The organism is Acetobacter estunensis (genome assembly GCF_011516945.1).
Lineage (GTDB): Bacteria > Pseudomonadota > Alphaproteobacteria > Acetobacterales > Acetobacteraceae > Acetobacter > Acetobacter estunensis.
The window spans coordinates 1-24484 of the sequence record NZ_WOTH01000012.1 but is presented as its reverse complement, the minus strand read 5'-3'; the positions used below and the strand labels follow the sequence as shown (position 1 = coordinate 24484).

The 24484-nt window shown below is 62.2% G+C and carries 23 protein-coding genes and 1 tRNA gene; 9 read left to right on the top strand and 15 right to left on the bottom strand.

Translation table 11 applies throughout. The annotated features are described in order from the left end of the window. Positions 1–28: 28 nt before the first annotated feature. Positions 29–1660: an electron transfer flavoprotein-ubiquinone oxidoreductase gene (locus tag GOB87_RS07755; RefSeq protein ID WP_166314659.1), complete on the bottom strand. Its 1632-nt coding sequence runs from the start codon at positions 1658–1660 to the stop codon at positions 29–31. Between the two features lie 139 nt (positions 1661–1799). Further along, positions 1800–2471 (bottom strand): 2OG-Fe(II) oxygenase, encoded by a 672-nt coding sequence (locus GOB87_RS07750; protein ID WP_242006240.1) that lies wholly within the window; start codon positions 2469–2471, stop codon positions 1800–1802. 295 nt (positions 2472–2766) lie between these two features. Here GOB87_RS07750 and proP point away from each other — a divergent pair, with 295 nt between their 5' ends. The 4 genes from proP to acuI all read left to right on the top strand — a co-directional run bounded on the left by proP (position 2767) and on the right by acuI (position 7016). Beyond that, positions 2767–4221 carry a glycine betaine/L-proline transporter ProP gene (gene proP / locus GOB87_RS07745; protein WP_166314653.1) on the top strand — a complete coding sequence of 485 codons (1455 nt, stop codon included), beginning with the start codon at positions 2767–2769 and terminating at the stop codon, positions 4219–4221. 78 nt (positions 4222–4299) lie between these two features. Beyond that, on the top strand, positions 4300–5505 hold the full coding sequence (gene mtnK / locus GOB87_RS07740) for an S-methyl-5-thioribose kinase (protein WP_166314650.1): 1206 nt from the start codon (positions 4300–4302) through the stop codon (positions 5503–5505). Between the two features lie 89 nt (positions 5506–5594). Next, positions 5595–5671, top strand: a tRNA-Arg gene (locus tag GOB87_RS07735). A gap of 358 nt (positions 5672–6029) precedes the next feature. Further along, entirely contained in the window at positions 6030–7016 is a 987-nt protein-coding gene (gene acuI / locus GOB87_RS07730; RefSeq protein WP_166314647.1) for an acrylyl-CoA reductase (NADPH), read from the top strand. A 24-nt stretch (positions 7017–7040) separates the two neighbouring features. Here the strand turns inward: acuI and GOB87_RS07725 are convergent, their stop codons facing one another. Continuing rightward, a complete protein-coding gene (locus GOB87_RS07725) occupies positions 7041–7391 on the bottom strand; it encodes a RidA family protein (protein ID WP_166314644.1) in 351 nt (116 codons plus the stop codon). Between the two features lie 125 nt (positions 7392–7516). Here GOB87_RS07725 and GOB87_RS16970 point away from each other — a divergent pair, with 125 nt between their 5' ends. After that, positions 7517–7648, top strand: a complete 132-nt coding sequence (locus tag GOB87_RS16970; protein WP_264805865.1) for a PIN domain-containing protein — start codon at positions 7517–7519, stop codon at positions 7646–7648. After that, positions 7620–8210 carry an NYN domain-containing protein gene (locus GOB87_RS07720; protein WP_242006239.1) on the top strand — a complete coding sequence of 197 codons (591 nt, stop codon included), beginning with the start codon at positions 7620–7622 and terminating at the stop codon, positions 8208–8210. Before GOB87_RS16970 ends, GOB87_RS07720 begins: the two co-directional genes overlap by 29 nt. Before the next feature lie 97 nt (positions 8211–8307). On the opposite strand, the gene ilvC is transcribed toward GOB87_RS07720, so the two are convergent. The 3 genes from ilvC to ilvB form a co-directional block, all read right to left on the bottom strand. Continuing rightward, positions 8308–9327, bottom strand: coding sequence for a ketol-acid reductoisomerase (gene ilvC, locus GOB87_RS07715; protein WP_166314925.1), 1020 nt, complete (start codon positions 9325–9327; stop codon positions 8308–8310). 77 nt (positions 9328–9404) lie between these two features. Further along, positions 9405–9974: an acetolactate synthase small subunit gene (gene ilvN / locus GOB87_RS07710; RefSeq protein WP_166314641.1), complete on the bottom strand. Its 570-nt coding sequence runs from the start codon at positions 9972–9974 to the stop codon at positions 9405–9407. A gap of 96 nt (positions 9975–10070) precedes the next feature. After that, positions 10071–11885, bottom strand: coding sequence for a biosynthetic-type acetolactate synthase large subunit (ilvB, locus tag GOB87_RS07705; protein WP_166314624.1), 1815 nt, complete (start codon positions 11883–11885; stop codon positions 10071–10073). Here ilvB and GOB87_RS16965 point away from each other — a divergent pair. Next, on the top strand, positions 11884–12006 hold the full coding sequence (locus tag GOB87_RS16965; RefSeq protein ID WP_264805869.1) for a hypothetical protein: 123 nt from the start codon (positions 11884–11886) through the stop codon (positions 12004–12006). The two genes, ilvB and GOB87_RS16965, sit on opposite strands and share 2 nt — an antisense overlap. Here GOB87_RS16965 and miaA read toward each other — a convergent pair. Continuing rightward, the gene (gene miaA / locus GOB87_RS07700) at positions 12003–13067 is read right to left on the bottom strand and encodes a tRNA (adenosine(37)-N6)-dimethylallyltransferase MiaA (RefSeq protein WP_166314922.1); all 1065 of its coding nucleotides are present in this window, start codon (positions 13065–13067) and stop codon (positions 12003–12005) included. The two genes, GOB87_RS16965 and miaA, sit on opposite strands and share 4 nt — an antisense overlap. Before the next feature lies 1 nt (position 13068). On the opposite strand from miaA, the gene serB reads away from it, so the two are divergent. Further along, positions 13069–13965, top strand: coding sequence for a phosphoserine phosphatase SerB (gene serB / locus GOB87_RS07695; protein WP_166314621.1), 897 nt, complete (start codon positions 13069–13071; stop codon positions 13963–13965). 123 nt (positions 13966–14088) lie between these two features. On the opposite strand, the gene GOB87_RS07690 is transcribed toward serB, so the two are convergent. After that, a complete protein-coding gene (locus GOB87_RS07690) occupies positions 14089–14520 on the bottom strand; it encodes a CHRD domain-containing protein (RefSeq protein WP_166314619.1) in 432 nt (143 codons plus the stop codon). 133 nt (positions 14521–14653) lie between these two features. Here GOB87_RS07690 and GOB87_RS07685 point away from each other — a divergent pair, with 133 nt between their 5' ends. Further along, positions 14654–14893, top strand: coding sequence for a hypothetical protein (locus GOB87_RS07685; protein WP_166314616.1), 240 nt, complete (start codon positions 14654–14656; stop codon positions 14891–14893). 39 nt (positions 14894–14932) lie between these two features. Here GOB87_RS07685 and GOB87_RS07680 read toward each other — a convergent pair whose 3' ends face one another. The 7 genes from GOB87_RS07680 to GOB87_RS07650 form a co-directional block, all read right to left on the bottom strand. Further along, positions 14933–15523, bottom strand: a complete 591-nt coding sequence (locus tag GOB87_RS07680; protein ID WP_166314613.1) for a histidine phosphatase family protein — start codon at positions 15521–15523, stop codon at positions 14933–14935. 12 nt (positions 15524–15535) lie between these two features. After that, the gene (locus tag GOB87_RS07675) at positions 15536–16468 is read right to left on the bottom strand and encodes a ribose-phosphate pyrophosphokinase (RefSeq protein ID WP_166314610.1); all 933 of its coding nucleotides are present in this window, start codon (positions 16466–16468) and stop codon (positions 15536–15538) included. Positions 16469–16586: 118 nt separating this feature from the next. After that, complete coding sequence (locus tag GOB87_RS07670) at positions 16587–19268, bottom strand: AAA family ATPase (protein WP_166314607.1); 2682 nt, start codon at positions 19266–19268, stop codon at positions 16587–16589. Beyond that, on the bottom strand, positions 19265–20425 hold the full coding sequence (locus GOB87_RS07665) for a metallophosphoesterase family protein (protein WP_242006236.1): 1161 nt from the start codon (positions 20423–20425) through the stop codon (positions 19265–19267). The genes GOB87_RS07670 and GOB87_RS07665 overlap by 4 nt, the downstream gene beginning before the upstream one ends. A gap of 87 nt (positions 20426–20512) precedes the next feature. Then, positions 20513–22786 (bottom strand): peptidase domain-containing ABC transporter, encoded by a 2274-nt coding sequence (locus GOB87_RS07660; RefSeq protein WP_242006235.1) that lies wholly within the window; start codon positions 22784–22786, stop codon positions 20513–20515. Continuing rightward, positions 22783–24096, bottom strand: coding sequence for an HlyD family secretion protein (locus GOB87_RS07655; RefSeq protein ID WP_166314604.1), 1314 nt, complete (start codon positions 24094–24096; stop codon positions 22783–22785). The genes GOB87_RS07660 and GOB87_RS07655 overlap by 4 nt, the downstream gene beginning before the upstream one ends. Positions 24097–24218: 122 nt before the next feature. After that, positions 24219–24365 carry a hypothetical protein gene (locus tag GOB87_RS07650; protein ID WP_166314601.1) on the bottom strand — a complete coding sequence of 49 codons (147 nt, stop codon included), beginning with the start codon at positions 24363–24365 and terminating at the stop codon, positions 24219–24221. Positions 24366–24484: the final 119 nt, after the last annotated feature.

The window sequence follows — 24484 nt, the reverse complement described above, 5'->3', positions numbered from 1 at the left end:
CGGCTGGCTTAACGTACTATCGCGGAAATTACATCCCTGCGGGGTAGTTGGGGCCGCCTGCGCCTTCCGGCGTGACCCAGTCGATGTTCTGGGTCGGATCCTTGATGTCGCAGGTCTTGCAATGCACGCAGTTCTGCGAATTGATGACCAGACGCGCTTCCGTCTCCACATCCGCCGCTTCATACACACCCGCCGGGCAATAACGGCTCTCGGGCGCGCGGAACACGTCCCAGTTCACCGTCTTCCAAAGGGCCATGTTGCGGACCTTGAGATGAACCGGCTGGTCCTCCTCATGGTTGGTGTTGGAGAGGAAGACAGAGGAAAGACGATCGAACGTCACCTTGCCGTCGGGCTTGGGATAATCGATCGGCTTGCAGAGCTCCGCCGGACGCAGTGTTTCGTTGTCCGCGTGCTTGAAGTGCAGCGTCCACGGCGCTTTGCCCCGCAGCACCATCGCGTCGAAGCCGGAATAGAGCGCGCCCAGTTTCGAACCCCAACGCGCAAAGGCGGGACGCACATTGCGGGCGGAATGCAGTTCCTCGAACACCCACGAATTGCGCACGCGATCCGTGTAGGACGCAGGCTCCACGCGCTCGGTCGTCAGAGCCTCCGCCACGGCTTCCGCCGCCAGCGTGCCGGACTTCATGGCTGTGTGCGTGCCCTTGATCTTGGGCGTGTTGAGGAAGCCCGCCGTGTCCCCAATCAGCGCACCACCCGGGAAGGTCAGGCGCGGAATGGACTGCAGGCCACCTTCGGACAGGGCGCGTGCGCCATAGATCAGACGACGGCCACCCTCGAAATGCGGACGGAAGATCGGATGCAGCTTGGTGCGCTGCATTTCCTCGAACGGCGAGAGCCACGTGTTCTCGTAATCCAGCCCCGTGACGAAGCCGTAGGAGACAAGGTTCTCCCCGAAATGATAGAGCCACGCGCCGCCATAGGTGCGGTCATCGAGCGGCCAGCCGAAGCTGTGCACCACAAGACCGGGGCGATGGTTCTCGGCGGGGATTTCCCACACTTCCTTGACGCCCAGCCCATAGGTCTGCGGGTCCACGCCCTTGCGCAGATTGTAATGCTCCATGAGTTGCTTGCTCAGCGAACCACGGCAACCTTCCGCGAACAGCGTGTATTTCGCACGCAGCTCCATGCCCGGCTGATAGTTCGGGCCTTTCTCGCCATCGCGGCCAATGCCCATGTCGCCGGTCGCCACACCAACCACGCGGTTCCGCTCGATCAACAGTTCCGCGCCCGCGAAGCCGGGGTAGATCTCCACGCCCATCTCTTCGGCCTGCGCGGCAAGCCAGCGGCAGACCTCACCGAGACTGACGATGTAGTTCCCGTGATTGGCAATGTGCGGCATCACGCGCTCAAGGGCTGGAATCCTGTAGCCCTTTTTCTCGGTGAGGAAATACATCTCCTCCTGCGTGACGGGCGTCGTGATGGGCGCGTTGCGCTCGCGCCAGTCGGGCAACAGCTCATCCAGCGCGCGCGGTTCAATCACCGCACCGGAGACGATATGCGCGCCGATCTCGCTGCCTTTCTCAATCAGGCAGACAGTGGCCTCGGGCGCAACCTGTCGCATGCGGATCGCGGCGGCAAGACCGGCCGGGCCGCCACCCACGATGACGACATCGAATTCCATCGCCTCGCGTTCGCTCATCGCTGCTGCTCTCCATGATCTGCGTGCGGGCGGGAGACGACGCTCCCGGATGCGTCGGGGGGTAGGACGTTCGTCCCGTTTTGCCAAGACCGTTCTGTCGTGACGGAGCACACGACAGAACCGCCAGAGGGTATCGCAATCAGATAGCGGGACCGAACGCCAGTTCCTGCGTGGCCCGCCATGTCGTGTCCACGAAATTGACGATCAACCCGCGCCGCAAGCCCGTGATGGGGCGACGGACAAAGCCATGCCACGTATCGTCACCCGGCACGAACAGGGTGCCGCTGTTGAAACGGCCGGAACTGCGGACCACGGAATCCCCCTCCGCGTTCATCAGATCCGTGCCCCACTGTTCGGCGTCAGGATGCTCGGAGAGCGGAATCAGCAACGTCAGTTTCTTGGCGCCAATATCGGTGTGCGGCTCCAGCCAGAAGCCATCCGTGTCCAGACTCAGTTCCAGCCGCAGGGCCGTATGCGCCAGATCGGTGTCGCATAACGCCTCAATGGCCGCACGTCCCTCCGGCGCATCGAACATCCGCGCCATCACATCCAGTCGTGCGTCGCGCGCGCGCGCCTGCGGTTCCACAAACACCCGCGCGCCATTGCGGGTCTCGCGTCGCCCACCCGTGTCGCCCGCAACGGAGGTCGGTTCGGGTTCCCATTCCACCAGAGCCTGACAGGCCGCTTCGGGCAGCACATCGTCCAGCGTCCAGTGGCGGAACGGCGTTACGTCTTCCCGCGCCCGGGCGAGTGCGCCGTGCAGACCGGCGAGAGCGGTCTTGAGAACGGGAGATGAGGGTGTGGCTGTCATGGCCGCCATCCTTCACATGGGAGCGGATGGACGCAAGCGCGATCCCAAAGACAGCGCACGGAAATGGCCAAGGTGTTGTCGGAATGCGTCATACGCCCTCGCCCCCACCGGCCTTTTAGAAAACGGACAATCTTTTCCGGTGCCGATGCGTTGTCTCTTCAACAGATATTCTATTTTCGACATACATGACGGAAATGTGTAAATGCAGCGCCATGAGATCCGATAACAGTTCCACAGTAGCCACGAACATCCCCTGCACAGATTTCAAAACGCACTGCAGGAAGAGGTGTTCCCCATGAATACTCACGACACACTTCACCCGCATTTCGGCTGGTTCAAGCGTCGAAAGCAGTTAAGTCCGGATGACATTACTGTCGTTGACACGGATATGCTTAAAAGAGCCGTCGGCGCGGCCGCTCTTGGCAACGCCATGGAGTGGTTCGACTTCGGCGTTTATGGCTACATCGCCGTCACGCTGGGCAAGGTGTTCTTCCCATCCGATGACGCCATGGTGCGGCTGATCGCCACATTCGCCACCTTCACCGTCGCCTTTCTCGTGCGTCCCATCGGCGGCGCCGTGTTCGGACCGCTGGGAGACCGCTACGGACGCCAGAAGGTGCTCGCCACCACCATGATCCTGATGGCGCTGGGGACGTTTTCCATCGGCCTCATCCCGTCCTATGGCCGAATCGGTGTTGGCGCGCCCCTGCTGCTCCTGCTCGCCCGTCTGGTGCAGGGGTTCTCCACAGGCGGCGAATACGGGGGAGCGGCCACCTTCATTGCGGAATACTCCACCGACCGAAATCGCGGCCTGATGGGGAGCTGGCTGGAGTTCGGCACGCTGGCGGGCTACGTGGCCGGCGCAGGCGTGGTGACCGCGCTTCAGTTGACGCTGGATGAGACCGCCATGGTGAGTTGGGGCTGGCGCATACCCTTCCTCATTGCCGGACCTCTCGGGCTTCTGGGTCTCTACATGCGCATGAAGCTGGAAGAGACACCGGCCTTTCAGGCCTACGCCGTGGAAGCGGAAAAACGCGAGCTTGAAAAACCGGGCTGGCGCGAACTGCTCGTGGTGCATTGGCGGCAGCTTCTGAAGTGCATCGGACTCGTGCTGGTGTTCAACGTCACCGATTACATGCTGCTTACCTATATCCCGAGCTACATGACGGTCACGCTCAACTACCCTGAGAGCAAGGGGTTGATCCTCATCATCATCGTCATGCTGATGATGATGCCACTGAATGTGGTGGGAGGTTATTTCAGCGACCGGCTGGGGCGTCGTCCCATGATCATCGGCGCCTGTCTGGCGCTTCTGGTGCTCGCCATTCCCTGCTTCCACCTGATCCGCAGCGGCAATGACATGCTGATCTTCACGGGCCTGATGCTGCTCGGACTGGCGCTGGTGTGCTTCACCAGTTCCATGCCGTCCACGCTGCCCGCGCTGTTCTACACGCCCATTCGCTACACAGCGCTTTCGGTGGCGTTCAACGTCTCGGTCTCCCTGTTCGGCGGCACGACGCCGCTGGTAACGGCGTGGCTGGTGAAGACAACCGGACAACTCGACATGCCCGCGTGGTATCTCATGGCGGCCGCCGTTGTCGGCGCCGTGACGATGCTGACGGTGAAGGAAACTGCCCGCATGCCGCTGCGCGGCTCACCGCCTGCCGTAGCAAGCGAGGATGAGGCGGATCGACTCATGCAGGGCAAACAGCCCCTCACCGTCGATCAGGTGCGACCGGCCGCGCCATAAGACGCAGCCTCTTTCCTTCTTCCTACGAAGCGGAAAGAGGCTTTTTTCTTGTCTGCCCTTCGTGGCAGGCTCAACTTCATGAGCGCACCTTCTCTGCCCCCTTCCTATCGCCCCCTCGATATCGAGGGGCTGCGCGCCGAACTGGCCGGTGTGCCCGCACTGGTACAACGACTGGGAGGGGCGCCCGACAACTGGTCCATCCGGGAAGTGAGCGACGGCAACCTCAACACCGTGTGGCTGGTGCATGGCCCCACCGGTTCGCTGTGCGCCAAGCAGTCCCTGCCGCATGTGCGCGTGGACCCGTCATGGAAGATGCCGCTGGACCGCACCGCATTCGAAAAAGCATGGCTGGAAAACGTCGCGCCCTTCGTGGGCGACGCCATTCCCGCACTCCTGCATTTCAACCCGACACTATATTTGCTCATCACCCATTGCCTCGACGGTTACGAGACCCTCGGCCCGGCACTTCTGAAAGGCCACGATCCGCTGCCGGTGGCGCACCGGATTGGGCGCTTCATCGCCCACACCGCCTTTCACACGTCTCCGCGCGGCGGCCCGTTCGAGGAATGCGCGCGGCGCGAGCAGATCTTTGCCGGCAATACGGTGCTGACGCGCATCACCGTCGATCTGGTGCTGAGCGATCCCTACCGCGTGCATCCCCGCAACCATCATCACCCTGCGCTGACCGATCTCGTGAAACAGCTTCACACGGACGCGCAGATTCACCACGCCGTCTGCCGGATGCAGGAGCGTTTTCTCACCAGTCGGCAGGCTCTGTTGCATGGCGATCTGCACGCGGGTTCCATCATGGTGAAAGGCACGGACACCGCCGTGATCGACGGCGAGTTCGCGTTGGTCGGCCCCATCGGCTTCGACTGCGGTATGTTCGCCGCAAGCCTGCTACTCGCCGGATTCGCCCTGCCCGACACCGACGCACGCGCCCATCTGGCGACGGCGCTGCCGCTGTTCGCGGAGAACTTCGAGTCAGAATATCGCCATCTTTGTGCGAACGGCGCACCGGAGGCCGATCTAGCGCCCGCTTTTCTGCGCCACAGAAGAGGTGTCGATGAAGACGAACTGGCTGTCATCCGACAGGATATGGCGGGGTTCGCAGCCATGGAGATGATTCGTCGCCTGACGGGCTATGCCCAGACCGCATATTTCACGATGCTGCCTGAACCGGCATGTGGAGAACGGCAGAAAAAGGCGCTCACTTTTGCCATGCAACTCCTGCGTGATCGTGCACAGGCATGGAGTCGGCTGATGGCGCCGCATTTTTCCTGATATATTCCGCAACGACGGAAATTTTTTCGGAAAAATGACAAAAGGGGATTGTCGGGCGTTTTTCCTCCGCCTATAAGGCGCCTCGCAACGCACCCGTAGCTCAATTGGATAGAGCACCAGACTACGAATCTGGGGGTTAGAGGTTCGAGTCCTTTCGGGTGCGCCACTTCTCCAAAATCAAAATATTTTCAGCATTACGCATGACGCGGCGTAACGGGCGATTCTGTTGTCGCCTTCCTGAACGGAAAGAACATCAGAATCGCCCGACGCACCGTGCGGAAGAAGAAACCGGCACGCCCGACTGACATGGGGCGATCCTTCCCGTTTTACAATCCCAAACAGCACTACCATGCGATGTTTTGTTACAATTCAAGGCATCGACCGGCCACGCAGGTGTGAAGTGATTGCCGCGCGAAAATATTGGCATAGACTCAGCGATAACACCGATCATCGGACAGAATGACAGCGTCCAGCCTCACTTGATTTCATGTGAGGACAAGGATGCGGAAACAGGGAGGATTCCCATGTTTGATGCCATGATGATCGAGCGCCTCAACGATGGGCGTCAACACGTCAGTCTCCGTCAACTGGAGGACAGCCAACTCCCGCAGGGCGATGTTCTCGTGGGGGTGGAATGGTCCACCCTCAACTACAAGGACGCGCTGGCGATCACGGGGCGCGGCCCCATCGTCAAATCCTTTCCCATGATTCCCGGAATCGACTTCGCGGGCACCGTGCTGTCCTCAGACACGCCGGCTTTCAAACCGGGCGACAAGGTGTTGCTGAACGGCTGGGGTGTAGGGGAGCGGCACTGGGGCGGTTTCGCTGGCCATGCCCGCGTCAGCGGTGAATGGCTCACCCCTTTGCCCGAAGCCTTCACCACGCGCGAAGCGATGATTATCGGCACCGCGGGTTATACCGCGATGCTGTGCGTGATGGCACTGGAACGCGCGGGTCTCGTCCCATCACGCGGCCCTATCGTGGTGACAGGTGCCTCTGGTGGCGTCGGCTGTGTGGCGGTGATGCTGCTTGCCAGACTGGGCTATGAGGTCGTGGCCATTACAGGACGCACGCAGGAAAAAGAGTGGCTGCAAGGACTTGGCGCACGCGAAGTTCTGGGACGCGAAACTCTGGCTCCTACGGGCAAACCATTGGAAAAGGCCCGCTGGGCAGGTGGAATCGACGTGGCGGGAGGGCAGGTGCTGGCTACGCTCTGCGCTTCCATCACCCATCGCGGTGCTGTGGCAGCGTGTGGTTTGGCCGCCGGCATGGACCTGCCCTTGACCGTCGCGCCCTTTATCCTGCGCGGGATCAGCCTGATGGGCATCGACAGTGTCATGTGCCCACCATCCGAACGCACGGAAGCGTGGGCGTTGCTGGCAGAACTGCTCGATGTGCGCCAGCTCGAAACGGTGGTGAGCGAATGCCGCCTGCCCGATGTCGTGCGTGCCGCGGACGATCTGCTGGCTGGTCGCATTCGCGGGCGGCGCATCGTCCGGGTGACGGAATAGCGCACCGGAACAATCCTGATGACGTCAGGGAATAACGGCGACCCCCGTGATCTCGACCTTCCATGACGGATCGGCCAGCTTGGCTTCCACTGTAGCGCGGGCAGGCTTGTTGGCACGGTCCAGCCACGCATCCCACGCACGGTTCATCGCGGCCATATCGTTGATATCGGCAAGGAAGATCTGAACCGAGAGCAGGTTGCTCTTGCTCGTGTCAGCCTCGGCTAGCAGCGTGTCGATCTGACGCAGGATGTCAGCGGTCTGGCCCTCCACGTCCAGCGTTGTGTCATCGGCAATCTGGCCTGCGAGATAAACCATGTTTCCGCAGACAGAGGCTCCGCTGAGGCGTTCTTCGGGGGCGAGGCGTTTGATGGTCATTGGTGAAATCTCCATACGAGAGAGCAGACTGCATCCTCTCACGTCAGAGAACGGCGGCAAAGCCGTGCAGACAGACATATCTTCTGCATGACATTGCAAGTTTGAGGAAAGGCGTTTCCATTTCTATGGAATCCGAAACAGACAACAAAAAATCGTTAGCCGTTCTGATCGATGGCGACAACATCACACCGCGCATCCTCACGCCACTTCTCAACCGGGTCCGCTCCTATGGCCCCGCTCATCTCAAGCGCATCTGAACGGAAAGAGGCTCTGCTCGAACACTCCATACATCCCTGCCAGAAGTTTTCTTATACACATAAAAAAAACGCCCCCGACAGCGCAATGATTATCGATGCCATGGACCCGCTGCACACAAGGCAATTTTCTGACTTCAGCCTCATCTCAAGCGACAGCGATTTTACCTGTCTTGCCGCCCGTATCCGAAAACAGGGTGTCACAACCTATGGATTTGGGGATCGGAAAACACCGCATTCCTTCACCAAAGCGTGCGACGTGTTTGTTTATTTCGATACTTTGGAAGAAACGGAGACTGTTGCAGACACACAGCGTTTTTCCACCCGGCGTATTCCCGAAAAGAACGATCTGAACAGACTGCGCAAGGCCATGCGCGCCTCTGCCGACGCGACAGGATGGGCCTCTCTTTCTGTTGTTGGCATCAACCTTGGAAAGATGAAAACACCTTTCACAGCCAAGAATTTTGGTTATGCCAAATTGAGCGAACTGATCCGGGATTCAGGTATGGCCGACATTGAAATCAGAGGCGCCCCCAAACCATGCGCCATGGTTCGCCTGAAATAAACAGCATCTCTCACGAAAAACCCCTTCCCTGCATCAGACAGGAAAGGGGCTTTTCACAGATGCGGACCTAAAGCCCGCATCTCACAAAAAACAAAGATCAGTTCTTCGTCTTGTCCACGAGCTTGGACTTCGCGATCCACGGCATCATGGCGCGCAGCTTTTCGCCGGTCGCCTCGATCGGGTGCGCATCGTTGCGGGCACGGACAGCCTTGAAGCCGACATTGCCGGACTGGTTCTCAAGGATGAAGTTGCGCACGAACGTGCCGTCCTGAATGTCGTTCAGGATGCGCTTCATCTCGGCTTTCGTCTCCGGCGTCACAACGCGCGGACCCGAAACATACTCACCGTACTCGGCCGTGTTCGAGATGGAGTAGTTCATATTGGCGATGCCACCTTCGTAGATCAGGTCCACGATCAGCTTCATCTCGTGCAGGCACTCGAAATAGGCCATCTCGGGAGCATAACCCGCCTCGACCAGCGTCTCGAAACCGGCGCGGATCAGTTCGACAAGACCACCGCACAGCACGGCCTGCTCACCGAACAGGTCGGTCTCGACCTCTTCCTTGAACGTCGTCTCGATGATGCCCGCACGGCCACCGCCATTGGCGGAAGCATAGGACAGGGCGATCTCAAGCGCATTGCCCGAAGCGTTCTGCGCCACGGCCACGAGGGACGGCACGCCGCCGCCACGCTGATACTCGGAACGAACCGTGTGGCCCGGGCCCTTCGGCGCGATCAGGAACACGTCGAGGTCAGGGCGCGGCTCGATGATGCGGAAATGAACGGACAGACCGTGTGCGAACGCCAGCGCCGCACCCTGTTTCATGTTCTTCTCAAGCGACTCCTTGTAGAGCGCGCCCTGCCCTTCGTCCGGCGTCAGCACCATGACGACATCGGCCCACTTGGCGGCTTCATCAGGCGTCATCACCTTGAAGCCGGCACCCTCGGCCTTGGCGACGGCGGAAGACGTCGGACGCAGACCGATGACGATCTCCTTGACGCCGCTGTCCTTGAGGTTGTTGGCATGGGCGTGGCCCTGGCTGCCATAACCGATGATCGCGACCTTCTTGTTCTTGATCAGGTTCACGTCGGCATCGCGATCGTAATAGACACGCATGGACATGTGTTCTGCCTTTCAGTGGAAATCGGCGGACCCGGTGCCAAGAGAAGCGCCGTGTCCGCAAAGGAAAATCGTCAGAGCGTGCGGGGGCCTCGGGTCAGACCGGCGACGCCCGTACGGGACACCTCGGCCAGTCCGATGGGGCGCATCAGTTCGATGAAGCTGTCCAACTTGTCACTCGCTCCCGTCAACTCGAAGACGAAGGAACTCGCGGTCGTGTCCACTGCCCTCGCCCGGAACGCCTCCGCAATGCGGAGTGCCTCGGTTCGGGCCTCACCCGTGGACACCACCTTCACGAGCACCATTTCGCGAGCGATATGTGGCCCAAGCGTCGTCAGGTTGGCAACACGGCACACCGGCACCTGCCGCTCAAGCTGAGCGCGGATCTGCTCGATGATCTCCGGCGTACCGGACGTGACGATGTTGATGCGTGAACGACCGCCCTCGGCTTCGACCGGCGCAACCGTCAGGCTCTCGATGTTGTAGCCACGTCCGGAGAACAGGCCGACAACGCGGGCCAGCACGCCGCTCTCGTTGTCCACCAGCACGGAGATCACCGCGCGCACCTGCGTATCGGGACCGCAAGCGTAGCCATCGGCGGAAAGATTTGCCGTCTCGAAGGACGGACCGGAAATATGTTTCATGGACTCAACATCCGCTGCGACATCGGTGCGGCTGTATAGGCCGCGCGGGCAAAAGAAAAGGGACCGCCCGTGCAGGACGGTCCCGACGGGTTCACGTCAGACGAGCATCCGCCCTTCATCCGTGATGCCCGCGCCTTTTTCTTCCTGCTCTGGGCCAAGGATCATCTCGTTATGCGCGGCTCCTGATGGGATCATCGGGAAGCAGTTCTCCCCTTCGGCCACGCAGATGTCGATCACCGCAGCGCCCTCATGCGCGAGGGCCGCGCGGATCGTGTCATCCAGTTCGCTCAGTTTCGTGGCGCGGAATCCCTTGGCGTGGAAACTGTCCGCCAGCTTCACGAAATCAGGCAGAGCCGCGCTGTAGCTTTCGGAATAGCGCGAACCGTGCAGCAGTTCCTGCCACTGCCGGACCATGCCCATATAGTGGTTGTTGATGATGAAGATCTTCACCGGAAGGCGATACTGCGCGATCGTCCCCAGTTCCTGAATGTTCATCAGGGTCGAGGCTTCACCCGCCACGTCGATCACCAGAGCGTCCGGATGCGCCACCTGCGCGCCCATCGCGGCCGGCAGACCATAGCCCATCGTGCCAAGACCGCCCGAGGTCAGCCAGTGATTGGGCTTCTCGAAGCTGAAGAACTGCGCCGCCCACATCTGATGCTGGCCCACTTCCGTACTCACGAAGGTCTCACGACCCGTCTCGACTGCCAACTCATGGATACGGCGGATCGCCTGCTGCGGCTTGATGACGGCATCGGGGGATGGATCCTGCGTGAAGCGGAGACAATCAAGCGCACGCCACGCCTTGATCCGCGCCCACCACGCCTTCAGCGCCTCCGCATCGGGCTTGGCCGCCTGTTTCTTCCATTCCTCGCGCATCAGTTCGATGGTGCGACCGGCATCGCCCACGATCGGCACGTCCACGCGAATGATCTTGTTGATCTGCGATGGATCGATGTCGGCGTGAATCTTGAAGGAATGCGGCGAGAACGCATCCACGCGCCCCGTGACACGATCATCGAAGCGCGAGCCGAGCGCGATCAGCACGTCGCAGTCATGTGTGGCCAGATTGGCCTCATATGTGCCATGCATCCCCAGCATGCCGAGGAACTGCTTGTCGCTGCCCGGAAAGGCACCGAGACCCATCAGCGTTGCGGTGCAGGGAAAGCCCGTTTCATGCACCAGCGCCGTCAGATCTTCGCTGGCTTTCGGCCCCGCGTTCACCACACCGCCGCCCACATAGAACAGCGGGCGCTTGGCCTTCACCATGGCCGCAACAGCGCGCGCCACGGCGTCGTGATCCGGCTCCGTGCGCGGACGATAGGACGCACGCTCCGGGCCGCCCGGCGGCTCATAAGGCGCCGGTCCGACGGTGATGTTCTTGGGCAGATCCACCAGCACCGGCCCCGGACGGCCCGTGCGGGCCACCGTGAACGCCTCATGCACGGTGGACGCCAGATCCTCCGGACGCTTGACCAGATAATTGTATTTCGTGACCGGTCGCGTGATGCCTGTCGTGTCGGCTTCCTGAAACGCATCGTTGCCGATCAGGGACACCGGCACCTGTCCACTCAGACAGACGACAGGGATGGAGTCCATCAGCGCGTCCAGAAGACCGGTCACGGCATTGGTCGCACCGGGACCGCTGGTGACCAGCACCACGCCCACCTTGCCGGTGGAACGGGCATAGGCCTCAGCCGCATGCACGGCGGCCTGTTCATGACGCACCAGAATGTGGCGAATGCGGTCCTGCTGGAACAGCGCATCATAAATGGGAAGGACGGCCCCGCCCGGATAACCGAAAATGACCTCGACGCCCTGATCCACAAGGACCTTCATGAGCACCTCGGCACCGGTCAGCGCGGTGCTGGCCTCGGGCAGGGTCATATCTGTCTTGGTGGTGGCGTTCATGGCGTCATCTCCCCCGGCATCGCTCTCCAAGCCGGGTTGTCTGGGGCCGGACCGGGACGCTCCCGGACACATTCATGGCCGTGGCCCACGCCCCAATGGCGCGGGTGGAGTGCGGGTTTAGGCCCGTGCGCTCACTGCGTCAATCCGATTGAGAACAAAAGATACGATTTCTTCGTTCTTCCTTTCCGAAAATTGCGCAGAGTCAGCGAATCTGTTTCCGATTATAAACTCATCCTCATCCGCCACCAATTTCTGGTGAGCAAACCATGTCGCCTGCCGCTTGGTGTAACGCCCTGTGGCCTGCACGGCGCGCTCCTCCGCTTCCTCGCGCGACAACACCCCGCGCAGCATAGCCGAGAGTTCCGGCACGCCATGCGCGCGCATGGCGGGAAGTGCGGGGTCCAGCCCCTGCGCCATCAAGGCGCGCACTTCCTCGACCGCCCCCTGCTCCATCATCACCGCAAACCTGCGCGCGATGGCCTCCCGCAGCACCTCCCGCTTGGGTGCGAGTCGCACCATGACAAAACGACAGGACGCCGGGGGCAGGCCGGGCTGGGCGCGCCACCACACAAGCCCCTTTCCCGTGCTGCGCCATACCTCCCATGCCCGCGCCAGACGCTGCGGATCGCTCGGACGGAGAGTGGCGGCGGTCGCGGGGTCCACCTCCGCCAGCCGGACATGCAGGGCTGCCGGGTCTGCCGCCAGCGCGCGGGCCTCAGCGCGGGCCGCCTCCGTCGGCTCGGGCACTTCGGCCAGACCGTTGGTGAGCGCGCGCAGATACATGCCCGTCCCGCCACACAGAATGGGCAGACGTCCCACCGCCCACGCCTCTTCCATCGCGGCCAGAGCCTGTTCGCGCCACCATGCGACACTGCGCGCCTCGGCCGCCGGACTGACGCCGTAGAGACGATGCGGCAGGCGTGCTTCGTCCTCCGGTGTCGGGCGGGCCGTCAGGATGCGCAGGTCACGATACACCTGCATGGAATCCGCGTTGATGATAGTGCCGCCGCGCCATCGCTCTCCCGCCAGACGCTCCCCCAGTGCGAGCGCGAGCGCCGACTTGCCCGAACAGGTCGGCCCCGCAACGATCACGGCCGCGCGCTCCACCGTGCCGCCCCCCTGCTTGCCCCGATCCGCCAACCGCTTGCCTCTTTCCGCCAACCCTGCCACACGCAGGGACATCATGACTGCCATCCTGACACTCGTCGCCAACCGCGAAGCCACGACCCTCACACGTGAGGACATCGATCTCGCCACGACGCTGGCCGCAGGACGCACGGCCGCCACCCTTTCGGACGGTGAGGCCGTGGATATCCCCTGCGCGCCGCTCACACCAGCGCAGATCGATGCCATCCGTACCGCGCTCTCCAGCCGTTTTATCGACGTGCTGTATGGACCGGGCGAAGGCCGACGCAAGCGCGTGCTCGTGGCCGACATGGACAGCACCATGGTGGCCAACGAAACGCTGGACGACATCGCCGCTCAGGCCGAAAGCCTGCGCCCCGGCCTTGGAGGCGAAGTGGCCGCTGTAACCCGCCGTTCCATGAACGGCGAGATCGACTTCGCTACCTCGTTGCGCAGCCGCGTCGCCCTTCTGCACGATCTGCCCGCCTCCCTGCTGGAACAGGCCTGGAAAGAGGTTCGGATCAACAAGGGTGCGAAGACCCTTGTCGCCACCATGAAGGCGAACGGCGCTGTCACGGCGCTGGTCTCGGGTGGCTTTACGTGGTTCACGGACCGCGTGGCGAAAGCCTGCGGCTTTGCCGAACATCACGCCAATACCCTCGACATTCATGGAGACCGTCTGGCGGGCACCGTCTCGGAGCCGATCCTCGGTCCCGACAGCAAGCTCGCGCATCTGACGCGGCTTGCCTCCGCTGCCCATGCGCCGTTTGCGGCAACGCTGGCCATTGGCGACGGGGCGAACGACCTGCCCATGCTCCGCACGGCAGGACTGGGACTAGCCTACCACGCCAAGCCCGCCGTGCGACGCGAGATCGTCAATCGTATCGATCACGGCATGCTGTGCGCAGCACTCTTCGCCCAAGGCTATCGTCGCGCGGATTTTGTGGAATGCTGATTCCGCAAGGAGAGGATGATTACCGGGCGCTGCCCGAACCCGGAAGGGATCGCTGATCCCTTCACCCTGATTCCTCTGACAGATAATCGGTTTTCAAAGATGATTACGCCTCTTTGACAGGCATCACTGCTTCACAAGCTGGGCACGGGCTTCTCCATTGGGGAACGCCTGAGTGTGCAGGTTCACATATACCTGCCCCTTCATGACTTCCGCCACCTGCTCGCTGTCGAGTTGGACTGTGCCCTTGAGTGGCTCGTTATACGGACCGTCGATCGGGGCGATGACATCCGCATCTTGATCCGGACTAGCCGGACCATGAAAATGGGCGGCCTGCACCGGACCGCTCAGACCTCTCCAGCGGATGCTGTAGGATAGTTTATTGGTGTCCGGATCGAGCGTGGCTTTAACGTCCCCATGGGGTTGCGACGTCGCGCTGTGCTCGCCTGTAAAAAGGCCGCCGAATTCCACCTTATCCGCCGCCTGTGCCGCGCCAAACGACACGGCTGTCAGTCCGATGGTCATGAAAGCCGCTGGAATTATCTGACCCATTCGCATATCTGCTTCTCCCGGGAAACGAATATCCCGATCTCCCAACGTCCCAGCCCTGCCGGCGTTCATATCTGATGTAACGATTCATGTTTCGCTAACTCCGGCGGCGCATGGTCAGCGCCGGACAAGGAGATACGTCATGAGCACAACCGCCAGCATTACCGGCACCAGCCACGATCTGCTCGCCCTCCAACATCGCGGCCGCACCTCTGCTTCGCCCGCCAAACAGGCGGACACCGGCATCGGCGCAGCCAACAGCCGTGGACATGGCAGTTCCTTCGCCATTGCCCTCGACAGCACGGGCAACGTGATCGCCTCCGAAGACAAGAGCAAGAATCACACGGCTGTCGGATCGGCAGCCGTCAAACTGTTCGGCTGAAACGCCCCAAGGCTGCGCGCCGCAACGCGCAGCCCTGTCTCAGTCGAAGCGGCGCAGCGTCCACGCCGGAGCGCCCCCGACCGGTGGCTCTACGAGAAGAGGCACAGCGTTGGGAAGGCGCACATTGGCCGGCAGATGCATGGCCGAGCGCAGGGCGCGGAACAGCGCCCCATGGGCCACCACAAGCACTAAGTCCGGACCGACAAGCGCCCGATTGAGCGCGGCCACAGCCCGGTCACGCAGGAAAGCGAACGGTTCGGCGCCGGGCGGGGTGTAATGCCCCTCAATCCAGTCATCGTACCACTCCCCCATCGGCTGGCCTTCCTGCTCTCCGAAGCAGACTTCCTCCAGCCCGACATCCATGCCTATGAGGGGACGATGCCCCGTGGCGTGGGCCAGACAGTCCGCCGCGATCTCAGCCGTGCGCAGGGCTCGTGACAGTGGGGAGGACACGATACGGGCGATCTTGAGATCGCCCGTGGCATTGGCCACCAGCGCCTTTCCCGCCGCCTCGGCCTGCGCGAGACCGGTGGCGTTGAGCGGAATGTCCGTGCGCCCTTGCGAGAGACCCTGACGGTTCCAGTCCGTCTCGCCGTGACGCAGATACCAGTAGGCTGTGGGCGTAATCACGGCGTCTCTCCCTCAGTCGAACAGCGAAGAGACGGAGCTTTCGTCCGACACGGCCCGCATGGCGCGCGCCAGCAGGCCCGCGATGCTGATCTGGCGGATATTGTGCGCGGCTTCCACCGCTTCGGTCGCCTTGATGCTGTTCGTCAGCGTCAGCATCTCAATCGGAGACTCGCCAATACGCTCAACCGCACGCCCTGTCAGCACGCCGTGCGTGACATACGCACCGACAGACGCCGCGCCATTGTCCACGATGGCCTGCGCCGCGTTGCACAGCGACCCGCCGCTGTCCACGATGTCATCCACCAGAAGACAGTGGCGCCCCTTCACGTCACCGATCACGTTCATGACTTCGGACACGCCGGCGCGCTCACGGCGCTTGTCGATGATGGCCAGATCGGTGTTTAGGCGCTGGGCCAACTGACGCGCGCGAACCACGCCGCCCACATCGGGCGAGACGATCATCAGGTCGCGGTCGCCGTAACGCTCCTTGATGTCGCGCACGAACAGCGGCGCGGCATAAAGATTGTCCACAGGAATGTCGAAAAAGCCCTGAATCTGCATGGCGTGCAGATCCAGCGTCAGCACGCGGTCCGCCCCGGCCTCGACCAGCAGATTGGCCACCAGTTTGGCGCTGATCGGCGTGCGGGGACCGGATTTGCGATCCTGCCGGGCATAGCCGAAATACGGCATGACAGCGGTAATGCGACGGGCCGACCCACGACGCAGCGCGTCGAGCATGATCAGCAGTTCCATCAGATTGTCATTGGTGGGCGTGCAGGTGCTCTGCACCACGAACACGTCCTCACCCCGGACATTCTCGAAGATCTCGACAAAGACCTCCATATCCGCAAAGCGGCGGACCGAGACATTGCAGAGCGACATGTCGAGCTCTGCTGCCACGGCCTCGGCCAAGGGGAGGTTGCTGTTACAAGCGACGATCTTCATCGGCCGAAATTCCCGTGAGCTGCCCCGGAACCCGCCCGGTGCCCGGGCGTTGCGCGCCTTCTAGCAACGTCGCCGCCCCGTGTCATCCGCACAGCCGACACCCGATGCCCATTCCTGCTCAGGCTGGCATGTCTGCAACGCTCAGCCGCAACTCTCGCGCCGAGAGAGCGGAGAACGCTTCCGCGCGGCAGGTCATGACAATGATCTGCATCCGTCGGGACGCTTCCGCGAGAATGTCGAACATCGTCTCCAGCCTTGCCGCATCCGAGAAACACAGCGCATCATCGAGCACCAGCATCGCCGGACGACCTCGCGCGAGCAGAAGATCTGCCAGCCCCAGCCGCACCAGAACGGAAATCTGCTCGCGCGTGCCATCGGACAGCGAATCCAGCGTCTCCTCGCCGCGTCCGCGTTCCAGCCCCTCAATCGTGAAATCCGTCCCGAACCGCGTCGCGGCACGGGGGAACAGCATTTCGATGGCCGGCTGCACGGCACGGGTCAATGGCGCGAGATAGCGCTCCGTCACGGACCGTTCGGCCTCTTCCAGCGTGCGCGCCAGAAGCCGGAGCGCGCCCACCTCCCGCTCGCACGCCTCCCGCGCGGAACAATGCCGGTCACGCTCGCGGCGGGTGGCGTCAATGGTTTCATCCAGACCTTCGCCCTCCGTCGCCTGCACACGGGCCAGCAAGGCGGCACGACGTTGCTGCAAGTCGGCCAGACGCTGGCGACTGCCGGAAATCCGCTCTTCCAGACGCTGTATGGACGCATCCAGCAGCGCCTCGCTGCCATCGGGGCGCTGCTCATCCAGTCGTGCCAGAGCGCGCTCGGCCTGCTCCAGCGTCTGTTGCGCCCGGCCCAGCCGCTCATCCAGATCGGCATCGGGGAGTTCGCCCCGCGCCATCTCGTCTTCCGCCGCAAGACGCTCCATCTGTTCGCGCACAGTGCGGCTGTCGGCGCGGCGCTCCGTGAGCAGACGCTCGGCCAGACGATGCTCGCCATCGGGTTCCAGCACGGCCTGACGCGCAGCCGCCACGGCCTGCTCGGTCTGCAACGCGGCCGCGCGCGCGTCCATAAGCTGGGCCTGCGCCGCCTCCGCTGTCAGACCCTCTTCTTCCACGCCGTCCGTCAAGCCCGCATCGCAAGCCGCCAACCGTTCGCGCAGATGGGACAGCGCACTCTCGACATCCGACGCGGCGCCTGCCCCCGGTTCCGCGCAGGCACCCTTCAGGGCTTCTTCCGCGCCACCCAACGTCACGGCCAACTGGCGACGGCGCTCCATGGTGGCGTGAACTTCCGCCATATCAGCGCATTTCACGCTGGCCAGCGCGGCTTCGAACGCATGACGCGCCCGGTCCAGCGCGGCCTGTCCTTTGGCCCGATCTCCGACAGCCGGCGCGATGCGAAAAACGCCCACCCCCTCGATACGCAGCTCCGCCGGATCGAGCAGATTGCTCCGTCCATCCACCAGCGGCTTTCCATCGAGCGTGACGCGCGCGGAAGCCCCGGCGTCCAGCGCCACATCCAGAGTCGTGGCCTGAGCCTGCAACGCGGCCTGCGCCGTCTCCACAGCGCGTTCGGCCACGGTCAGTTCGCGCAGTTTCGCCTCGTTCACGGCGATAGCGCCCAACGCGGCGCGCGTCTGCGCCACCTGATCGCGCAGGCGTTCCAGCCGCTCCAGCCTGCGCTTCACATCGTCACGCTGCTCACGCAGGCGAAGCCGTTCGACCTGCTGCTCCACTGTGCGGGTGGCGTGCGCGGCCTGTGCCAGCTTCTCTTCCGCCTGCGCCAGTTGCGTCCGCTTTTCCGCGAGCACGCTCTCCGCGCGGGTCAGACGCAGTTGCGCGGCCCGTTCGGCCTCCGCCACTTCGTCCCGCCGATGACCGAGAGCCGTCAGCGTCGCGCGACGCTCCAGCCGACGCGCGCGCTCATCACGCCACCGCTGCGCCAGACGCTGCGCTTCCTGCACCGCGGCCTTCCCCTCCGCCACACGGGTGGCAAAGCGCATCAGCGCATCGCGCTGGGCACGGGCCTTTTCCAGTTCAGACTGATCCCTCTGCTGCCGGGCCGGGTCCGCTTCCTTGGTCAGAAGGCGGGAGCACTGGTCCAGATCGGCAATGTCGTGTTCCAGCATCGCACGTCGGTTTTCCAGATCCCGCAGGCGCTGGATAGCAGCGTCCTCGCCTTCGATCGCGTCCGCGTAGCGTCCCTTGGGTTTGCGGCGTCCATCGACCAGTTCCGCCAGATCGCTTCTGACACGCACGAGGATGCGTCCCGCCTCCGCACCACCCGTGATCTCGTCCAGATCGGTGGCAAGACAGGACTGAATGGTGCGATGTGCAGTGTCAGAAAGTTCGGGCGGCGTGAAACTTTGTGTCTGCCCCACCCACAAAGTGGACAACAGCCCTTCCACCTCGCCGCGCTTGGCCGCATCCAGCCCGAGCAGATCGTTGATTTGGGCTTCCGCGTCATCGCCTTCCAACGTACGTCCTTCGCCATTCAAACGCGCAAAGGCCTTCGTCAGAAAGCGTTTTTCAAAACAGTATGCCGCGTTCCCCAACGTGAACTCGGCACGGATACGCGGACTGCCCCCATCGCGTGGCGCAAGATCACGAATGGCCTGCGTTTTCGATCCGAACCGCAGCAGAAACAACGCCCGGAGAGCCGCCAGCAGGGTGGACTTGCCCGCCTCATTGGGCGCAGCCAGCAGGTTCAGTCCCGGTCCCAGCCCGTCCAGCCGGTGACACGCGCCAAAGCGCCGGACCTGCTCCACCTCGAAGCTGGTGAGGATCATGCCGCTCATGCCGCCCCCCTCTCGCTGCGCCACAGCACGGCCAGTCGCTGAAGCGCAGCTGCCGCATGCGCCTGTTCCTCTCCCGGTGCGGCTGCCAGTTCCTGCAAACGCGCCGCCGCCTGACTGACCACACCGGATTCATCAAAGAGCATGAGGTCATCAGCCGATGTCACCAGTTCCGGCAGCTTCTCCACGCGCAAACAGCGCAGGGCCGATGCCACGGAACCAAGGATCCGGTCCTCGAACGCTGTCATATCGTCAAGCGTGAGGGCACCTTCGGCCGTCAATTTCACCAGCACGCAGCTCGGATCTTCCGGATGCACTGCGCGCAGACGGTTTTCCAGATCGTCAATCGTCTCGCGCGTGGTCACGATAGCTTTCATCTCGCACCAGAAAAAGCGTCCCGTGCGGTGCACATCCATATCCGGCACAGCGTCTGGAGCATCCACGCTCACCACCAGCGCGTGACCGCCCCCCTCCCCACCGAGATCGAAGCCGTCACATTCGGGCGTGCCGGAATAGACGCAGCGCTCACCGATCCTGTTGAATCCGTGCCAGTCGCCCATGGCCAGATAGGCCAGTCCGGCGCGGGCGGAGCGATCGATGGCGATCAGATTGTGTTGCGCGCTCTCGTCGCTGCCAAAGGAGCGGACGGAACCGTGCGCCAGACCGATGCGAATCGCACCTTCCGGCGTTGTGGCGGCGTCCATCCATTCGGTCGGATCCCCCATCGTGTGACGGCGATTCAGCACTGCGGGCAAAAGCCATGTCTGCCCGTCGGGCGTCATCGGCACGGGCGCCGCGTCCAGATGCGCGCACACGTTATCCGGCAGGCCAGCGCGAAGAACGCGCGACCAGACACCATTGGGCAGATGTGCGTCATGGTTGCCCGGAATCAGGTGCCAGCGCAGGTCCGGAAACTGGCGCATCCGCTCCAGCGGCTGACGCAACGTGCGGTCGGACGGGCTTTCATGGTCGTACACGTCGCCCGCCACCAGCACGTCGGACGCGCCCTGCGCGCGGGCCAGACGGCCAAGGCGGAGAATAACCTCAAGCCGCTCGTTCTGGAGCGCATTGAGTACTTCATCGTCGGCAAAGCCAAAGGTCTTGCCAATCTGCCAGTCGGACGTGTGCACGAACCGCAATGAACTCTTCCCACTCTGCATGCGAGAAAAGTGTCATACCGCAACGCAGCGAACGCACCCAATGCCGTCAGTGGCTGGCAGACACGTCCTGTCGATTTAAGCCCGGCTTTACTGCGATGTGTTGGGCCAGCCGCCGCCGAAGCCGTAGGTCATGCCATACGTGCCCGTCCCCGCCGCCGGAGAGGCGGTGGGCGGTGTTTCCGGAGCCGCCGCTGGTGCGGGTGCGGGTGCGGGTGCGGGTGCGGGTGCAGGCGCTACCGGCTGAGGAGGTGCCTTGCGCAGCACCAGTTCGCCGCCCTTCTCAAACGAATAGATGTAGTCCGCATGCGCAATCGTGGCCGGGCGATGCGCCACCATCACACGCGTCACGTTCATGTCCCGCAGCGACTGAGCCACGAGCGATTCCGTGTATTCATCCAGATGGCTGGTCGCCTCATCGAGAAACAGGATTTGCGGCTGCTTGTAGAGCGCACGGGCAAGAATCACGCGCTGCTTCTGACCGCCCGAAAGCGCATCACCCATGTCGCCCACCAGCGTCTCGAAGCCCATGGGCATGCGCTTGATGTCATCGAAAATAGCGGCACGCTGTGCGCACTGCTCGATCAGCGCCTGATCGGGATGATCGGAAAAACCGCTGATATTGTCCGCAATGGAACCGGAAAACAGGCCGTCATCCTGCAACACGCCCGCAATCCGCTCGCGGTAGGCTTCCAGCGACATCACAGCGATGTCGATGCCATCCATGTAGATATTGCCGTCATCGAGCGGATGCAGCCCCATCATGGATTTGAGCAGCGTCGTCTTGCCGCAGCCCGACGGCCCCACGATGGCGACACTGCTGCCAGCCGGTACATCGAGGTCCAGATTGCGGAAAATCCATGGCTCCTGCGCGGCATAGCGCACCGACACGCCACGGCAGGCCAGTCCCGCCGGCGTGCCGTGTGCCTCATGCACGATTCCGGGCGAGATCGGCTCAGGCTCGGTCATGACGATATCGGCCAGACGATCGCTCTGGATGTTGAGCATCCGCAGTTTGAATCCGGTGCTGACCAGCGATCCGACGCGCCCGGCAAACTGATCCTTGTAGGACAGGAACGCCACCAGCATACCGACCGACATGGAGCCATCCATCACCTGCGTCGCGCCCAGCACCATCATGATGAGACGATCGGCCCCGAAGATGAAATCACCCAGACGGCCATAGATCAGATCGAACCGTTGCAGGCGTAGCTTAATATTGATGCTGTCGATGACGATGTTGAGCCACGTCGAACGGCGGCGCTCACGCAGACCCAGCAGCTTGACGCTCGCCATGCCGCGCAGCGTCTCGATGAAATGACTCTGCTGCTTGGCGCTGACGACGATCTGCTCCTCCGACGCTTCGCGGTAAGTACTGTACGTCACCAGCCGTAGCAAAATGTCGAGGAACAACGCCACGCACGCCACAAGACCGAGCCAGCCGCCATAGACGAAGAGCATGATGCCCATGCCCACGCCCATGATGCCGTCCATGACGGTCTGCACCATGTCGGTCGTCATCGCCTGCTGGATGGAGCCGAGCGAACCGAAACGCGAGAGTACATCACCCACATGCCGCTTGGCGAAATAGTCCAGCGGCAGGCGCGTGAGATGGTCGAACAGGCTGGTGCTCCACTCCAGCCCGACGCGCGTGCTGAACAGCGTCACAGCCCAGGTCCGCACGGAGCCAATGAACATCTGGAGCAGCAGCAGCAACGCCAGCCCGAAGGTGATGGTCTTGAGCAAATCGTGGTCGGCGGTGACGATCACCTCATCGATCACGACCTGCGAGACCATCGGCGACATCAGCGCAATGACTTCCAGCCCCAGCGAAAGGAAGAACAGCCCCATCAGCGCGCCGCGCAGGCCCACCACATGGCGGAACAGATCGCGCAGGCGAATGGTCTCGCGCTCGTCCTTGCGCTCGAATCCCTCATTGGGGGTGATTTCCAGCGCAACACCGGTGAACTCGCGCGACACCTCCTCCATGGAGAGTGTCCGGCGCCCCACGCCCGGGTCATTGATAATGACCTTGTCGCCCTTGACGTCCACCAGCACCACAAAGTGGTTCATGCCCCAGTGAAGGATGCAGGGCTTGCGAAGGTTGGTCAGATCTTCCAGTTCCAGCCGCACGGCGCGGGTGGAAAAGCCGAGTTGGTCCGCGATCTGCACCAGACTGCGCAGCGTCACACCCTGAATGGAGACGGAGTAGCGGCGGCGCATGGTCGCGAGGTCGATCCGGTGGCCGTAATAGCCCATGACCATGGCGATGCAGGCCAGTCCGCACTCGGCAGCCTCAACCTGCAAAATAACTGGAACGCGCTTGCCGAAACCGAACTGGAGCGCCGCGAACGGATTCTTCATTGGCCCGTAATCCCGCTGCTGACGTTCGTCAGACTGTCATGCATGCTGATCACAGGGTCCAGTATCCATTGATAGAGTCGACGGGAATCGATGGCGATATCCGCCTCGACCGCCATGCCGGCCTCCAGCGGTTTCTTCACCCCATACGCCATCATATAGGGGAGATCCGGCTTCACGCGGATACGGTAGATGTCGTTGCCACCGCCTCCGTCTTTCTTGTCGCGGCTTCCCTGCCCATTTGCCTGCTGGGACGCCTGCGTTGGGTCCGTGGCGGTGAGGGGCGCGCGTGTAATCTCGATCACATGCCCACGGGCAAGACCGAAACGCTGGTAGGGAAAGGCGGCGTAACGCAGAAGAACCGGCTCGCCTTCACGCAAAAAGCCGATGGAAGCGCTGCTGACATAGAGTTCCGCGTCCAGCGTGCGACCGGTGGGCAGCAGCGTGACAAGCGGTGCGCCGGTGGACACCTGCTGCCCCAGATTGCCGCGCACAGCGGTCAGAACGCCATCTTCCGGCGCGGTGATGACGATTTCGCGGTGGCTTTCGCTCTCGTCGATCTGCTTATCGACGTCGGAAATCTGCCGATCCAGTTCGTTGATATCGTGCGCCGTCTGACGGTCATAGCGCATGAGCTTGGATGTGTTGTCCGCGATCTTGCCTTCGGTATCTGTGTAATTCTGCAGAAACTGCGCGTGACTGCTCAGCAGTTGAGCGTAGGTGTAGAGCTGGCTCTGGAACTGCGTCTCCGTCACGAGGTGGGCGCTCTGGGCGTTGCGCATACGGTTGACGGCCGCTTCCACGACGGGAAGAACCTGCGCATCGTGAGAAAGCTGCAGAGCCGTCAGGCGATGCTGCTGATCGAGATTGCGGATCTGATTGACCAGTGACTGCTTTTCCACCGGAGCGTCCGCGATGCGGATTTCCTTCTGGCGTTCCAGCAATTCTTTCTGACGATGGAGTTGGGCAAGCACCTGTTCCTGCGTGGCGCCCGCCAATGTGCGCGCCTCAAGGTCGATCACGAAAAGCGGTTGGCCCTTGTGAACGTGGAGCCCTTCTTCCGCTGTGCGCCGACTGATGATTCCAGCGGCGGTCGCATCGATGGTGATAAGGCCAGTGGGCGGCAGCATCAGTCCCGTGGCGTGCACGCGCCGGGTGTAGATGCCGAATCGGAGATAAACAACGGTGAGGAGGACGAGGATCAGCGTAACCCACGCGATCACTCTGATCGAAAGAGACTGGGTCGCCTGCACCTGTCCCAGCCAGGCCTGCCGACGAGCGTCCAGCGCTTCCTGACGGTAAAGAGATGACATTACGACCGAGCAAACCCCATGAGGTGCGGAAAACGTGCCCTTACAGGGTTAGTGTCCAATAATAAAGAAAAACGGAACACCCGCGCATCCCGAAGGCTGCGCGGGCCGATTCTGATAAAAAATCAGGAACCGAAGCCGCCACCGCCAGCGGAAGGCGGGAAGGTAATCGTGTTCATTGCCGTCACCTTGCCACAGCCATTCAATGTCACAGCGGAGTGAATGGAAGCCACAACATTGTTCAGCAGCGTAGTGGCCTGACAGACTGTCATACTCTGACCTAGAGGGTGTTATGTACTTTCTGGCGTGAGTGTTGCAGAACAGATGGATGAATACTGCACGCAAACCATATCCGTCTGATATCAGCGACGAAGAATGGTCTCTGATTGTT